Here is a 14,573-nt window from a genome sequence, read left to right on the forward strand (position 1 = left end):
GGCCCGTCCCCGTCCCCGTTTGCGTCCCTCACGTCGGCCCGGGTCCCGCGCCGCGCTGTTTGTAGAGGCTGATCGAAACGGTTTTGTCCTCGTCCACGGCGGAGGAGACCTTGCCCGCGAGGGCGGACAGCACCGTCCAGGCGAAGGTGTCCCGCGAAGGGGCGTGGCCGTCCGTGGTCGGCGCCGAGACGGTGACTTCGAGTGAGTCGTCGACGAGGCGGAAGACACAGCTGAGCACCGAGCCGGGCACGGCCTGCTGGAGCAGGATCGCGCAGGCCTCGTCGACTGCGATGCGCAGGTCCTCGATCTCGTCGAGGGTGAAGTCCAAGCGGGCTGCGAGGCCGGCCGTCGCCGTACGCAGCACCGACAGGTAGGCACCCGCGGCCGGCAGCCGGACTTCGACGAAGTCCTGGGTCGCGGGCTCGCCTGCGATCTGGGACACCCTCACCTCCAAGGTGGTACAAGCGTTACAGGGCCAGGGGGTCGCCCTCGGGGTAACGCGATACGTGGTTCAGCGGTGACGTTATCGCGCTCCGAAGTTTCCTGTACCCGAGACCCCAACCCCATGCTGTCACTCATAGTAAACACACGAACACGCACAGTGGCTAGGGGTTCGGCGGGCCCAAATCGGAAGAGCGCGCGCCGGGTTGACGTACCCAGGCGTCAGACGGTCGAACCGTACCGGGCCGAGGTCACACGAGGACGTGGTCGACGAAGCACCAGCGCCAGTTTTCCCCGGGCTCGAAGGTGCGCATGACCGGGTGGCCGGTCTCCTTGTGGTGCGTCGTGGCGTGCTGCCCCGGCGAGGAGTCGCAGCAGCCGACATGACCGCAGTCGAGGCACAGCCGCAGCTGCACCGGGTCCGTGCCCTCGGCCAGACACTCCGGACAGGTCTCACCGCGCGGCTCCGGTTCCGGGTGCGGCAGCGCGTCGGCGTGCGTGCACTGTTTCATGATTGCCAGGTTACGACGGGTGTGCGGATCATCGCGCGGAAAAAGAGGGCGGGCGAGGACATGGACGTGATGCCGCTGCTGTTGCTGGTGGCGGGCAGTGCCGCGGTGGCCGCCGCGGGACGGCGGCTGCCGGTGCCGGTGCCGCTGCTGCTGGTGGCGGTGGGCCTGGCGGTGAGCTACGTCCCGGGCGTGCCCGACTACACCCTCGACCCGCACATCGTCCTGCCCCTGCTGCTGCCCCCGCTGCTCTACACGGCGGCCACCGACAGTTCCTACCTGGACCTGCGGGCCCAGGTGCGGCCGGTGGCGCTGCTGTCCGTGGGCTACGTCCTCTTCGCGACCTTCGTCGTCGGCTGCGCCGCGTACCTGATCGTGCCGGGTCTGCCGCTGACGGCGGCCCTGGTGCTCGGCGCGGTGGTCGCGCCGCCGGACGCCGTCGCCGCCACGGCCGTCGCGCGCCGGGTGGGGCTGCCCTCCCGGATCACCACGATCCTCCAGGGCGAGTCCCTGGTGAACGACGCCACCGCGATCACCGCCTTCAGGGTGGCGCTCGCGGCGGCGGTCGGCGAGGGCGCCACGTGGGCCGGCGGGATCATGGAGTTCGCGATCGCGGCCGTCGGCGGCGTGGGCGTGGGGCTGGTGCTGATGGTGCCGCTGCACTGGCTGCGCACCCATCTGCGGGAGGCGCTGCTGCAGAACACGCTCTCCCTGCTGATCCCGTTCTTCGCCTACGCGGTCGCCGAGCAGGTGCACGCCTCCGGAGTGCTCGCGGTGGTCGTCGTCGCGCTCTATCTCGGCCACCGCGCGTGGGAGGTCGATTTCGCCACCCGGCTCCAGGAGGAGGCGGTGTGGAAGATGGTCGCGTTCGTGCTGGAGTCGGCCGTGTTCGCGCTGATCGGCCTCCAGCTGCCCGTCGTCCTCAAGGGGCTCGGGGAGCACGAGGGCGCCGAAGCCGCCTGGTACGCCGTCGCCGTCTTCCTGGTGGTCGCGGTGGCGAGGTTCGTGTGGGTGTATCCGGCGAGCTACCTGCCGCGCCTCTCGTCACGCGTGCGCGCGCGTGAGGGCGACCTCTCCTGGACGGGGCCGTTCATCATCGGCTGGGCGGGGATGCGGGGCGTGGTCTCGCTGGCCATCGCCTTCTCCATCCCGCTCACCGTGCACGACGGCGATCCCTTCCCCGAGCGCAACCTCATCCTGTTCCTCACCTTCACCACCGTCATCGGCACACTGGTCGTCCAGGGCGTCACCCTGCCGCCGCTGATCCGCCTGCTGAAGTTCCCCACCCGCGACGTGCAGACCGAGACGCTCGCCGAGGCCAACGCCCAGGCACAGGCCTCCCGGGCGGCCGAGCGGCGTCTGGACGAGCTGCTCGCCGACGAGCGCAACGCCCTGCCGGGCCCACTCGCCGAGCGCCTGCGCACGGTCCTGGAACGGCGCCGCAACGCCGTCTGGGAGCGGCTCGGGCAGGTCAACCCGGTCACCGGCGAGAGCGTCGACGACACCTACCGGCGGCTGTCCCGGGAGATGATCAGCGCCGAGCGCGACGTCTTCGTCCGGTTGCGGGACGGCCGTTACATCGACGACGAGATGCTGCGGACGCTGCTGCGCCGCCTCGACCTGGAGGAGGCGGCGGCCTACCGGGAGGCCACGTGAGCGGGGTGCCCGGGAGGCGCTCAGGGGAACGGCCGGCCGGTCACGACCGCGGCCAGGGTGGTCCCGCGCGGGAAGGCGCCCTCCTGGACGAGGGCGAGCAGGGCGTGCAGCAGCTTGGCGACATACACGCGCTCCACGGGCAGGCCGTGGCGGTGTTCGAAGTCGTCGGCGAAGGAGTCCAGCTCGGGCGTCGTGCGGGCGTAGCCGCCGCAGTGGAAGCGGTCGTCGAGGCTCCAGTCGCCGCGCGGTCCGCCGAACGCACGGTCCTGGAGCCGCCGTATGTCGTCGGCCAGGAAGCCGCCCTTGAGCACGGGTATCCCCAGCGCCCGCCGGCCCCGGGGCAGTCCCGCGGCCAGACCGGCGAGCGTGCCACCGGTGCCGCAGGCGACGGCGGCCACGTCGGCCTGTCCGCCCAGCTCCTCGCCGAGGGCCCGGCAGCCGCGGACGGCCGACGCGTTGCTGCCGCCCTCGGGGACGACGACCGCGTCCTCGGCGGGCACCGCGCGCAGCAGCGCGGCCAGGGTCTCCGGCTCGCTCTTGCGGCGGTACGTCGAACGGTCGACGAAGTGCAGCCGCATGCCGTCGGCCGCGCACCGGGCCAGTGAGGGGTTGAGCGGCCGCCCGGCCAGTTCCTGGCCACGCACCACGCCCACCGTCGACAGGCCGAGCAGTCGCCCCGCGGCGGCCGTGGCGCGCAGGTGGTTGGAGTAGGCGCCGCCGAACGTGACGACGGTGCGGCCCCGCGCGGTGGCGAGATTCGGCGCCAGTTTGCGCCATTTGTTGCCGACCAGGTCGGGGTGGATCAGGTCGTCCCGCTTCAGCAGCAGCCGGACGCCGTGCCGCTCGAACCGCCCGTCGGCGATCTCCTGGCAGGGTGACGGCAGGCGGGGGCCGAGGGCGGCGAGGTCGGAGGTGTCGGTGCCGGTCACCAGCCCATTCTCACGCCGCGCCCAGGGCGCGTCACGTCAGCCGGTCCCGGATCCGTGCGCGCATGGACGCCATGGTGAAGCCGCGCGGGTCCACCTTCCCGGGCTGCCACTCCAGATGCCCGATCACGGACCGTTCGTTCCACCCGTGATGGCGGCAGACCGCGGCGGCGGCCCGCTCGATGGCCTCCAGCTGCGCCGCCGGCCAGGGGTCGTCGCCGTCGCCCAGGTTCTCGCACTCGAACCCGTAGAAGTGCCGGTTGCCGTCGGTGTTCGCCTCGTTGTCCTTCGGCAGCGCCCGCTCGGCGATCACCGCGCGCAGGACGTCGTCGTCGCCGAGCCCGGCGTGGTTGGCCCTGCCGTACCCGACCAGATGGACCCGGCCGTCCTTCGTGATGACCCCGTGGCACAGGGGGCCGGGCAGGCCCTCGTAGCCCTTGCGGCAGATGTCCACCGTCCGAGCGCTGCCCTTCGTGACCGTGTGGTGGATCATCACACCGTTCACGGGCCCCCAGGGCCCCTTGTGGTTGCGGTTGTGGTCGCGCCAGTCGCCGACCTCGACGACGGTGAGCCCCTCCGCCTTCAGTGCCTTGAGGAAGCTGCTCGCGGACATGGGTGAGGCCACGGCCGACTCCTTCACGCTGTGTGACGGCCCCCTTGGCGCGACCGTCTCGTACGGTGCTTGTACCGAAACGGAGCTCCCGCTATTACTTGCCCGGCGCGCGTACGAGCGTTTTCGGCCAATCTCGTCCCGGGTCAGCGCGTTGAACAGGACCGGACAAGACGCCGGTATGGCGAACAAGCCCCCATGTCTGCCCCGGCTTTCGGTGATCCATTCCCGCTCTTTCGTGTAATAGCACCGGCACGCTCCGTGAGGAAGGCTGGTGCACGCACATCGATGCCGGGCGCAGCCGTCCGGCACGACCGGGAGGGCAATTCCTTATGTCGGTAGGCGAAGAGGTCCGCAGCGAGCAGACCAAGCCGCAGCAGAGCCTCGGCACGGCGGCCGCGCGGAACCTGGCCACCACGACCAAGTCCGTTCCTCAGATGCAGGAGATCAGCTCACGCTGGCTGCTGCGCTCGCTCCCCTGGGTGGACATCCAGGGCGGCACGTACCGGGTGAACCGGCGTCTGACCTTCGCCGTCGGCGACGGCCGCGTGACGTTCGTGAAGACCGGCGACCGCGTCGAGGTCGTCCCCGCGGAGCTGGGCGAGCTGCCGGCCCTGCGGTCGTACGAGGACGAAGAGGTCCTGGCGGAGCTCGCGCAGCGCTGCGAGCAGCGGGAGTTCGGCCCCGGCGAGGTCATCGCCTCGTTCGGCGGCCGGGCCGACGAGGTGTACCTGCTCGCGCACGGCAAGGTGGAGAAGATCGGCACCGGTCCCTACGGTGACGACGCGGTGCTCGGTGTCCTCGCGGACGGCTCCTACTTCGGAGACCAGGCGCTGCTCGACGGGGACGCCATCTGGGAGTACACGGCCCGCACGGTCACCGCCTGCACCGTGCTCGTGCTGCCCCGCCAGGAGGTGGACCAGGTCGCGGAGCGCGCGGAGTCCCTGAGCGCGCACCTGGAGGAGCAGCGCTCGCTCCCGGAGCAGAACACCAACAAGCACGGCGAGAAGGCGATCGATCTCTCCGCCGGTCACAGTGGCGAGCCGGACATCCCGCACACCTTCGTCGACTACGAGGCCCGGCCTCGTGAGTACGAACTGAGCGTCGCCCAGACCGTGCTGCGCATCCACTCGCGCGTGGCCGACCTGTACAACCAGCCGATGAATCAGACCGAGCAGCAGATCCGGCTGACGGTCGAGGCGCTGAAGGAGCGCCAGGAGCACGAGCTCCTCAACAACCGCGAGTTCGGGTTGCTGCACAACTGCGAGTACGACCAGCGGATCCAGCCGCACGACGGCGTCCCGGGACCGGACGACCTGGACGAGCTGCTGAGCCGCCGCAGGGGCACCAAGCTGCTGCTCGCCCACCCGCGGGCCATCGCCGCGATCGGCCGGGAGCTCAACCGGCGCGGCCTGGTCCCCGAGACGATCGACGTAGCCGGCCACCGCATTCCGACCTGGCGCGGGGTGCCGATCTACCCGTGCAACAAGATCCCGGTCAGCGAGGCCCGTACGACCTCGATCATCGCGATGCGTACCGGCGAGCAGGAGCAGGGCGTCATCGGGCTGCGGGCCACCGGCATTCCCGACGAGATCGAGCCGAGTGTGTCGGTGCGCTTCATGGGCATCAATGAGCAGGCCATCATCAAGTACCTGGTCACGGCCTACCATTCGGCCGCGGTCCTGGTGCCGGACGCGCTGGGCGTCCTGGAGAACGTCGAGATCGGCCGTTGGCAGTGACGCCAGTCCGCCCGACGCCGTGTCCCCGCCCTTCCGGGCGGGTACACCCCCGGGGTACGGGAGCGGGCCCATGGGGGAGGTGAGTCCATGACGGAGACCGGGTGCGGCGCCACCGCGACCCGCGGTCCCACCGGAGCGCCGGAGAGGCACGGGCCCATCGGTACCCAGCGCGCGGACGAGCCGGGCACCCCGGCCGACGGACCCGGACCGCCGGCGTCCGAGGGGCAGGAGGCGGCGGCGCTCCTGAGCGAGTCCCGGGCGTCGGTCGACCCCGAACTCCGCGCCGCCATCGCCGCACTGCCCCCGATGATGCGCCGCGTCGCGCTCTACCACTTCGGCTGGCAGCAGGCGGACGGCACGCCCGCCGAGGGCAACGCGGGCAAGGCGATCCGTCCCGCACTCGTCCTCACCGCGGCCGCCGCGCTCGGCGGGCCCACGGCCCGTGCGGCGGCGGTGCGGGCCGCCGCCGCGGTGGAGCTGATCCACAACTTCACACTGCTGCACGACGACGTGATGGACCGGGACACCACCCGGCGCCACCGGCCCACCGCCTGGACCGTGTTCGGCGACGCCGACGCGATCCTCACGGGGGACGCCGTTCAGGCGCTCGGCCTGCGGCTGCTCGCCGCGGACCCGCATCCGGCGTCCGCGGCGGCGGCCATCAGGCTGGCCGACTGCGTCATGGAACTGTGCGAGGGCCAGCACACGGACACGGCGATGGAGCGGCGCGCGCCCCACGAGGTCACCCTCGACGAGACGCTCGCCATGGCCGAGGCCAAGACGGGTGCCCTGCTGGGATGCGCCTGCGCGCTCGGCGGGCTGTACGCCGGTGCCGCCGACGAGGACGTCGAGGCGCTGGACGCCTTCGGCCGGCAGGCCGGGCTGGCCTTTCAGCTCATCGACGACGTCATCGGCATATGGGGCGACCCGCGCCACACCGGCAAGCCGGCCGGCGCGGACCTGGCCGTCCGCAAGAAGTCGCTGCCGGTGGTCGCCGCCCTCACCTCCGGCACCCCGGCCGCCGCCGAGTTCGCCGCGCTGTACGCGGCGCCGTACGACGAGGACAAGGAGGACCTGGAACGCACCGCCCTGGCCGTGGAGCGGGCCGGCGGCCGGGACTGGGCGCAGGCTCAGGCGGCCGACCGGATGGCACGGGCGATGCAGGAACTGGCCCGTGCCGTGCCGGACCCGGAGTCGGCGGGCGGACTGCTCGCGCTGGCCGAGTTCGTGACCCGGCGCACCACCTGACGGCCACCTGACCGCCGCCCGCCGCACCATCCGGCCCGCCCGGGCCGGCCGCAAGACACCGGAGCCCGTGCAGGGTCGTACGGCACCTGACCCGACGTACGACCGCACCGCCGACGGCTCCGGTCCGGCGGGTCCCGCACTTCCCCACGGTGTGCGGGGCCCGCCCCCTTCACCTGTCCGGCCTGCGCGTGAGACGTCCCGGATAGGCTCAACCTCCGTACACACGAACGACGTTGAGCCGAAGGGGTGGGGCGGGACATGGGCGTGGTGATCCGGACGGCGGGGGAGGACGACCGGGAGCAGGTCGTCCGGCTCCTGGACGAGGCCTTCCAGGACGACCCGGTCAGCAGCTGGGTCTTTCCCGGCGCGGAGTACCGGCGGCTGACCCATCACCGGCTCATGGCGGCCTTCACCGACGCCGTGCTGGCCGACGGGCGCATCGACCTCACCGAGGACGGCGCGGCCTGCGCGCTGTGGCTGCCCGTACCCGCGCACGAACCGTCCGGGGACGAGCAGGCCGCCGAGGGGCCCGTCGAGGACATTCCCGCCCTGGTGCGCGAGGCCGTCGACCCGGACAACGAGCGCGTCGAACTGATAGCCCGGCTCACCGAGGGCATCCACCCCACCGGCCGGGCCCACGAGTACCTGTGGATGATCGGCGTGGCCCCCGGACGGCAGGGCGAGGGTCTCGGCACCGCGCTGATGGAGCAGGTCCTCGACCGCTGCGACAGCGAGGGGACGCCCGCCTACCTGGAGGCGAGCAGCGCCCGTGGCCGGGTGCTGTACGAGCGCCTGGGTTTCGAGTTCACCGGGCAGGCCCTCCAACTGCCCGACGGTCCCCTGATGTGGCCGATGTGGCGCGAGCCGCGGATCGAATAATCAGGAGACCAGACAACTACATCCGGAGTACTGTGAGCGTAGTGGTCAAGGGGTGGCCAAGAAGAAGGAGACCGGTTTGCGCAAGCTCACGTACTTCATCGCCTGTTCGATCGACGGCTTCATCGGTGGCCCGGACGGCGACGCGTCGTTCATGTACCCGTTCGTGGACGAGGAGTTCTTCGCGTTCCTGAAGGCGGAGTACCCGGAGACGGTGTCGAGCTTCGGCCGACAGCAGCGCGGCATCGACGACCTGCCGAACAAGCGGTTCGACACGGTGGTCCAGGGCCGGGGCAGCTACGACCTGGCGCTGAAGGAGGGCGTCACCAGCCCTTACGGACACATGCGCGAGATCGTCGCCTCGCGCACCCTCACGGAGTCGCCCGACCCCAACGTCGAGATCGTCTCGACGGACCTGGTCGGCAGGGTCCGCGAACTGAAGGCGGAGGAGAGCGACTTTGACATCTACCTGTGCGGCGGGGCGGCCGTGGCCGGGGAGCTGGTCGACGAGGTCGACGAGCTGGTCATCAAGACGTACCCGGTGGTGCTGGGCACCGGCATGCCCATGTTCGCCTCGGGCTTCGAGGTCTCGGAGTTCGTGGCGGGCTCGGTGCGCACCTTCGGCAACGGCGTCGTGGTGCGGACCTACGACCGGAAGCGCTGAGCCGTCCGTGCACCGGACGCGAGCGGTGTGCGGACGCGCGGAGGGGCCCGGCCGGGTTGCGGCCGGGCCCCTCCGGTCTGTCCTGCGGCCCGCGATGGTGCACCGATCGCCGGCCCGGGGTGCAGGGTCAGGCCTTCTTGGTCTCCCAGAAGATCTTGTCGATCTGGGCGATGTAGTCCAGGGCCTTCTGGCCGGTCGCCGGGTCGGTCGAGCCCTTGGCGGCCGAGAGGGCCTTCAGGGTGTCGTTGACCAGCTGGTGCAGCTCCGGGTACTTCTCGAAGTGCGGGGGCTTGAAGTAGTCGCTCCACAGCACGGACACGTGGTGCTTCGCGAGCTCGGCGCGCTGCTCCTTGATGACCGTGGCGCGGGCCTGGAAGTGCGGGTCGTCGTTACCGGCCATCTTCTCCTGGACGGCCTTGACCGACTCCGCCTCGATGCGGGCCTGGGCCGGGTCGTAAACGCCGCAGGGCAGGTCGCAGTGGGCACTGACCGTGACCTTGGGGGCAAACAGGCGGGAAAGCATGAAGCGTTCCTTCCTCGTGATCGTCTTCTCAGGGGGGACATTACTCCCTGGGTGGCCCGATTTCGCGAGTGCCCCCGTGGGCTTGGGACAAAAGTCCGGGGGTGAGACTGAGACTGGTGGAGGAAAGACCGGGAGGTGCCGGGTGATGCCGGAGCGGCCGTCGCAGGAGACCGAGCGCGCGAGAGGCGCGCTGCCCTTCGGGCCGGCCGAGGTGACCGGGCCGTCGATGGTGCCCACGTTGCACCACGGTGACGTGCTGCTCGTGCACTGGGGAGCGCGGGTCCGGTCGGGTGACGTGGTCGTGCTGCGGCATCCCTTCCAGCAGGACCTGCTGGTGGTCAAGCGGGCCGTCGAGCGGCGCGGGACCGGCTGGTGGGTGCTCGGGGACAACGCCTTCGCCGGCGGCGACAGCACCGACTACGGGGTCGTCCCCGAGGACCTGGTGCTCGGCAGGGTGCGCCTGCGGTACCGGCCGCCGCGGGCGGGTCAGCGCTCCCCGTTCGCCGTGGCCCGCTGGGCGCTGTCCGCGCTCAGGCCGGTGCCGGCCGCCCGGTCCGCCTCCAGACGCTTGCGGGCGCGGTAGGCCGCCACGTTGGCGCGGGTGGCGCAGCGGTCGGAGCAGTAGCGCCGGGAGCGGTTGGTGGAGGTGTCCAGGTAGGCGTTGCGGCAGGGGGACGCCTCGCACAGGCCCAGGCGGTCCACGCCGTACTCGGTGAGGTGGAAGGCGAGGCCCATCGCCGCGATGGCGGCGAAACCGGCGGTGGCGTTGGACGGGTGGTCGGCCAGGTGCATGTGCCACAGCGGCCGGCCGTCGTCGTCGCGGTGGTCGTGGCCGGAGATCTGCGGGCTCACCGGGAACTCCAGGAGCAGGGAGTTCAGCAGGGCGACGGCGAGGGTCTCGTCGCCGCCGTCGGCCGCCTCGAACACCGCCCGCAGCCGTCCCCGGACCGAGCGGAAGCGGGTCACGTCCGAGTCGGCCGCCCGCCGGGCCGCCGACTGGTTGGCGCCGAACAGTTCGCGGATGGCCTCGACCGAGGTCAGGGAGTCCTGCCCGCGGGACGGTTCCTCGGTGTTGACGAGACGTACGGCGTAATCCGAGTAATAGGCCAGTTCCACTTGTAGTCCTTACGAAGGGGCTCTATGGTCGTGCCTGCGGTCAGGTAACAGCTGATCGTGCTTCCAGGGTATTACGTCACGCATGCACGGAGGGGCCCGATGACGAACGCCGACACCACGAGGACCACCGACGCCACCACGGCCGGCGCCGACTGGCGGGCCTGGCAGGAGAGCTGGGACCGGCAGCAGGAGTGGTACATGCCGGACCGGGAGGACCGCTTCCGGATCATGCTCGACATGGTCGAGGCGCTCGTCGGCACCGCACCGCGCGTGCTGGACCTCGCCTGCGGCACCGGCACCATCACCGCCCGGCTGCTCGCCCGCTTCCCCGGGGCCACCAGTACCGGCGTGGACCTCGACCCCGCGCTGCTCGCGATCGCCGAGGGCACCTTCGCCGGCGACGACCGGGTCTCCTTCGTCACCGCCGACCTCAAGGACCCCGACTGGCCGGCGAAGCTGCCGCACGACTCGTACGACGCCGTCCTCACCGCCACGGCCCTGCACTGGTTCCACGCCGAACCCCTCGCGGATCTCTACGGCCGGGTCGCGGGCCTGGTCCGCGACGGTGGTGTCTTCATGAACGCGGACCACATGATCGACGACACGACGCCCCGGATCAACGCGGCCGAGCGGGCGCAGCGGCACGCGCAGATGGACGCGGCGAAGAGCGGGGGCGCGCTCGACTGGGCCGAGTGGTGGCAGCTGGCCGCCAAGGACCCGGTGCTCGCCGAACCGACCGCCCGCCGCTTCGAGATCTACGGTGAGCACGCCGACGGCGAGATGCCCTCGGCGGCCTGGCACGCGCGCGTCCTGCGCGAGAAGGGCTTCGGCGAGGCGCGGCCGGTGTGGTGCTCGCCGTCGGACACGCTGCTGCTCGCCGTGAAGTAGGACGTGGAACAGGGGAGGGGCGGTACGGATCTTCCGTACCGCCCCTCCGCGCGCGACCGCCTGTCCTCAGAGGACCTTGGACAGGAACGCCTTCGTCCGCTCGTGCTGCGGATCGGTGAGGACGTCGCGCGGGTTGCCCGACTCGACCACCACGCCGTCGTCCATGAAGACCAGGCTGTCGCCCACCTCGCGGGCGAAGCCCATCTCGTGGGTGACGACGACCATCGTCATGCCGGACTCGGCGAGGTCGCGCATGACGTCGAGGACATCGCCGACCAGCTCCGGGTCCAGGGCCGAGGTCGGCTCGTCGAACAGCATCAGCTTCGGGTCCATCGCCAGCGCCCGGGCGATCGCGACCCGCTGCTGCTGGCCGCCGGAGAGCTGCGAGGGGTAGTTGCCGGCCCGGTCGGACAGGCCCACCCGCTCCAGCAGGGCGCCCGCGCGCTCCCTGGCCTGCGCCCTGCTCACGCCCTTGACCTGGACCGGCGCCTCCATGACGTTCTCAAGTGCCGTCATGTGCGGGAACAGGTTGAAGCGCTGGAAGACCATGCCGATGTCCCGGCGCTTGACCGCGACCTCGCTGTCCTTCAGCTCGTAGAGCTTGTCGCCCTTCTGGCGGTAGCCGACCAGCTCGCCGTCGACGTAGAGCCGTCCGGCGTTGATCTTCTCCAGGTGGTTGATGCACCGCAGGAAGGTGGACTTGCCGGAGCCGGAGGGGCCGATCAGGCAGAACACCTCACCCGACCTCACCTCCAGGTCGATGCCCTTGAGGACCTCGATGGCGCCGAAGGACTTGTGGACGCCCTCGGCCTTCACCATGGCGGTCATGCGGCACCTCCCGTCGTGCTGGAGCGGTTCGACAGGGAGAACAGGTTCGCCCTGATCTTCTGCATCGGCGTCGGCGGCAGGCTGCGGCTGGAACCGCGGGCGTAGTGCCGCTCCAGGTAGTACTGGCCGACGCTGAAGACCGAGGTCAGCAGCAGGTACCAGGCCGCTGCCAGGAACAGCATCTCGGCGGGTGCGCCCGAGGTCTGGCCGATGTCCTGGGCCACTCTGAACAACTCGGAGTACTGGACGACCGACACCAGGGAGGTCGTCTTCAGCATGTTGATGACCTCGTTGCCCGTCGGCGGCACGATCACGCGCATCGCCTGCGGGACCACGATCCGGCGCAGCGTCTTGGTGTGGCTCATGCCGAGCGCGTGGGCCGCCTCGGTCTGGCCCTCGTCGACCGCCAGCAGACCGGCGCGGCAGATCTCCGCCATGTACGCGGCCTCGTTGAGGCCGAGGCCGAGCAGCGCCGTCAGAAACGGCGTCATGAAGTCGGACCACTCGTCGCGGTAGAACGGGCCGAGGTCGATGTACTCGAAGACCAGGCCCAGGTTGAACCAGACGACCAGCTGCACCAGGACCGGCGTGCCGCGGAAGAACCAGATGTAGAACCACGCGATGGACGAGGTCACCGGGTTCTTCGACAGCCGCATCACCGCGAGCATGATGCCGCCGACAATGCCGATGAGCATGGCCAGGACGGTGATCAGCAGCGTCTTGCCCATGCCGGACAGGATGCGGTCGTCGAAGAAGTAGTCCGGGATCGCACCCCAGTTGATCTTGCCCTGGGAGAACGCGTACACGACCGCGGCCAGCAGCGCGATCGCGACGACCGCGGTGACGTAGCGGCCGTAGTGCCGGACCGGGATGGCCCTGATGGCCTCCGGGCCGGCCGGCGGGGTGTCCGCCGGGCCGGAGCCCGTCTTGTCGATGTCAACAGTCACGGATGTTGCCTTTCAGTGCCCGCCGCGCGGTCACTTGCCGCCGTTGATGGTGGCCTCCGTGACGGCGCCTTCCGCCACGCCCCACTTGTCCATGATCTTCTTGTACTCACCGTTGGCGATCACCGCGTCCAGCGCCGCCTTCAGGGCGTCGCGCAGCTGCGTGCTCTCCTTGGCGACCGCGATGCCGTACGGCGCGGCCTCGACCTGCTCGCCGACCAGCTCGAAGTCCTTGCCGCCGCCGGAGGTCTTCACCGCGTACGCCGCCACCGGGAAGTCGGAGGAGCCGGCGTCGGCGCCGCCCGCGCGCAGGCGGGTCTGGGCCTGCTGGTCGTTGTCGAAGGCCTCCATGGAGATCTTCTTGCCGGCCGGGCACTTCTCGTTCTCGGCCTTGGCGAGGTCCTCGGAGACCGTGCCGCGCTGGAGCACGAGCTTCTTGCCGCACAGGTCGGACCAGGTCTTGATGCCCTGGTTGTCGCCCTTCTTGGTGTAGATGGAGACACCGGCGGTGAAGTAGTCGACGAAGTCGACGCCCTGGCCGACCTTCTTGCCGGTGTCCGAGTCGATGCCCTCCTGGCGGTCCTTGGTGTCGGTCATCGCGGACATGGCGATGTCGTACCGCTTGGAGCGCAGACCCGTGATCAGGGTGTCGAAGGTGCCGTTCTCGAACTCGAACTTCACACCGAGCTGCTTGCCCAGGGCGTCGGCGAGGTCGGGGTCGATACCGACCGTCTTGCCGGAGTCGTCCTTGAACTCGACGGGCGCGTAGGCGATGTCGGAGCCGACCTTGACGGTGCCCTTGTCGCGGATCGACTGCGGCAGCTTGTCGGCCAGCGGAGCACCGCTCGAGGACTGGTTGTCGCTGCCGGAGTCGCTGTTCTCGGTCTGGTCGCCGCATCCGGTGAGCAGCAGCGCGCCTGCGACCGCGATCGCACCGACCGCTGCTAGCCGGGAGTGCGCGGCGGTCGTACGACGGGTGGAGCTTGCGGTCATGGGGTTCCTCCGGCGGATGAATGGAGTTGCCGATGGGGACGGTGGTGTTCCGATGGAGCGGGACGCCTGCCGGGGGACCGGCGGGCGCCGTGGGTCGACGTGAGCACACACCTTCGAGTGCCGCGACCTCGTGTGATTACGGCATCTTGCCATTCGGACTCGGCCATTCAGGGGGGCCGTCATGTCAAAATCGGATAACGGGTCACCCCCCGAACCGCATCAGGTCGGTACATCACGACCGAACCTTTACGGGAATCTGCCCCTCCGGCCGGAAGATCTGCGGAATTTCTCGTTATCCGGGCATGGATCGTCAGCGTGTACGGCCGTTCCAAGCGGCTTCTCCCGGTCTGTCAAGGGGCGTCGCGAGGTTGTCCTGATCCCCGGCTATGAGCCATGTCACCGACATGCGGCGTTCGGGGTCCGACATGTGAGCTTGCTCTTATCCGACTCGTCGCCGGAGGCGTCCGTCGGGTAAGAAGGTTCTTTACACCCCTCATCAGGGGCTCAGGGCGCGTGTGCGGCGCGCCCGTCGCGCGGGGTCCTCGTGGCCCGTACAGCCATCCTCCCGCGCGGTGCCCGCCCATTCCTCACCAGGAGTGGACAAACCCTCAA

Annotated in this window: 16 protein-coding genes; 7 read left to right on the forward strand and 9 right to left on the reverse strand. The window is 70.4% G+C overall.

All coding sequences use genetic code 11. From position 1 onward, the window contains the following. Positions 1-28: 28 nt before the first annotated feature. Positions 29-442: an anti-sigma regulatory factor gene (locus ACGF3J_RS07250; protein WP_003973726.1), complete on the reverse strand. Its 414-nt coding sequence runs from the start codon at positions 440-442 to the stop codon at positions 29-31. A 250-nt stretch (positions 443-692) separates the two neighbouring features. Beyond that, complete coding sequence (locus ACGF3J_RS07255; protein WP_122616162.1) at positions 693-953, reverse strand: UBP-type zinc finger domain-containing protein; 261 nt, start codon at positions 951-953, stop codon at positions 693-695. A 60-nt stretch (positions 954-1,013) separates the two neighbouring features. On the opposite strand from ACGF3J_RS07255, the gene ACGF3J_RS07260 reads away from it, so the two are divergent. After that, on the forward strand, positions 1,014-2,606 hold the full coding sequence (locus ACGF3J_RS07260) for a Na+/H+ antiporter (RefSeq protein ID WP_393853592.1): 1,593 nt from the start codon (positions 1,014-1,016) through the stop codon (positions 2,604-2,606). A 20-nt stretch (positions 2,607-2,626) separates the two neighbouring features. Here ACGF3J_RS07260 and ACGF3J_RS07265 read toward each other — a convergent pair whose 3' ends face one another. Both ACGF3J_RS07265 and ACGF3J_RS07270 read right to left on the reverse strand, forming a co-directional pair. Further along, on the reverse strand, positions 2,627-3,535 hold the full coding sequence (locus ACGF3J_RS07265; protein ID WP_393853593.1) for a 1-aminocyclopropane-1-carboxylate deaminase/D-cysteine desulfhydrase: 909 nt from the start codon (positions 3,533-3,535) through the stop codon (positions 2,627-2,629). Positions 3,536-3,566: 31 nt separating this feature from the next. After that, positions 3,567-4,145, reverse strand: coding sequence for an N-acetylmuramoyl-L-alanine amidase (locus ACGF3J_RS07270; RefSeq protein ID WP_386933252.1), 579 nt, complete (start codon positions 4,143-4,145; stop codon positions 3,567-3,569). 329 nt (positions 4,146-4,474) lie between these two features. Between ACGF3J_RS07270 and ACGF3J_RS07275 the strand changes: the two genes are divergently transcribed. The 4 genes from ACGF3J_RS07275 (at position 4,475) to ACGF3J_RS07290 (ending at position 8,669) form a co-directional block, all read left to right on the forward strand. After that, a complete protein-coding gene (locus ACGF3J_RS07275) occupies positions 4,475-5,881 on the forward strand; it encodes a family 2B encapsulin nanocompartment shell protein (protein WP_393853594.1) in 1,407 nt (468 codons plus the stop codon). Between the two features lie 87 nt (positions 5,882-5,968). Beyond that, entirely contained in the window at positions 5,969-7,129 is a 1,161-nt protein-coding gene (locus tag ACGF3J_RS07280; RefSeq protein WP_393853595.1) for a family 2 encapsulin nanocompartment cargo protein polyprenyl transferase, read from the forward strand. Between the two features lie 258 nt (positions 7,130-7,387). Continuing rightward, the gene (locus tag ACGF3J_RS07285) at positions 7,388-8,008 is read left to right on the forward strand and encodes a GNAT family N-acetyltransferase (RefSeq protein ID WP_161331690.1); all 621 of its coding nucleotides are present in this window, start codon (positions 7,388-7,390) and stop codon (positions 8,006-8,008) included. Positions 8,009-8,084: 76 nt separating this feature from the next. Then, entirely contained in the window at positions 8,085-8,669 is a 585-nt protein-coding gene (locus ACGF3J_RS07290; protein WP_393853596.1) for a dihydrofolate reductase family protein, read from the forward strand. Between the two features lie 127 nt (positions 8,670-8,796). Here ACGF3J_RS07290 and sodN read toward each other — a convergent pair whose 3' ends face one another. Next, a complete protein-coding gene (sodN, locus tag ACGF3J_RS07295; protein WP_064729779.1) occupies positions 8,797-9,192 on the reverse strand; it encodes a superoxide dismutase, Ni in 396 nt (131 codons plus the stop codon). Positions 9,193-9,337: 145 nt separating this feature from the next. On the opposite strand from sodN, the gene sodX reads away from it, so the two are divergent. Continuing rightward, positions 9,338-9,775 carry a nickel-type superoxide dismutase maturation protease gene (gene sodX, locus ACGF3J_RS07300; protein ID WP_161331687.1) on the forward strand — a complete coding sequence of 146 codons (438 nt, stop codon included), beginning with the start codon at positions 9,338-9,340 and terminating at the stop codon, positions 9,773-9,775. Here sodX and ACGF3J_RS07305 read toward each other — a convergent pair. Further along, the gene (locus ACGF3J_RS07305) at positions 9,679-10,308 is read right to left on the reverse strand and encodes a CGNR zinc finger domain-containing protein (RefSeq protein ID WP_161331685.1); all 630 of its coding nucleotides are present in this window, start codon (positions 10,306-10,308) and stop codon (positions 9,679-9,681) included. The genes sodX and ACGF3J_RS07305 overlap by 97 nt on opposite strands. A 99-nt stretch (positions 10,309-10,407) precedes the next feature. Here ACGF3J_RS07305 and ACGF3J_RS07310 point away from each other — a divergent pair, with 99 nt between their 5' ends. Then, positions 10,408-11,196: a trans-aconitate 2-methyltransferase gene (locus ACGF3J_RS07310; protein WP_161331684.1), complete on the forward strand. Its 789-nt coding sequence runs from the start codon at positions 10,408-10,410 to the stop codon at positions 11,194-11,196. Positions 11,197-11,262: 66 nt separating this feature from the next. On the opposite strand, the gene ACGF3J_RS07315 is transcribed toward ACGF3J_RS07310, so the two are convergent. The 3 genes from ACGF3J_RS07315 to ACGF3J_RS07325 are packed head-to-tail and all read right to left on the reverse strand — an operon-like array spanning position 11,263 to position 13,961. Further along, positions 11,263-12,024 carry an amino acid ABC transporter ATP-binding protein gene (locus tag ACGF3J_RS07315; protein ID WP_393723201.1) on the reverse strand — a complete coding sequence of 254 codons (762 nt, stop codon included), beginning with the start codon at positions 12,022-12,024 and terminating at the stop codon, positions 11,263-11,265. Further along, complete coding sequence (locus ACGF3J_RS07320) at positions 12,021-12,971, reverse strand: amino acid ABC transporter permease (RefSeq protein ID WP_393853597.1); 951 nt, start codon at positions 12,969-12,971, stop codon at positions 12,021-12,023. The genes ACGF3J_RS07315 and ACGF3J_RS07320 overlap by 4 nt, the downstream gene beginning before the upstream one ends. Positions 12,972-13,001: 30 nt before the next feature. Then, positions 13,002-13,961, reverse strand: coding sequence for an ABC transporter substrate-binding protein (locus ACGF3J_RS07325; protein WP_161331679.1), 960 nt, complete (start codon positions 13,959-13,961; stop codon positions 13,002-13,004). Between the last annotated feature and the right edge of the window lie 612 nt (positions 13,962-14,573).

It is taken from the genome of Streptomyces sp. NPDC048171 (assembly GCF_043202655.1).
Lineage (GTDB): Bacteria > Actinomycetota > Actinomycetes > Streptomycetales > Streptomycetaceae > Streptomyces.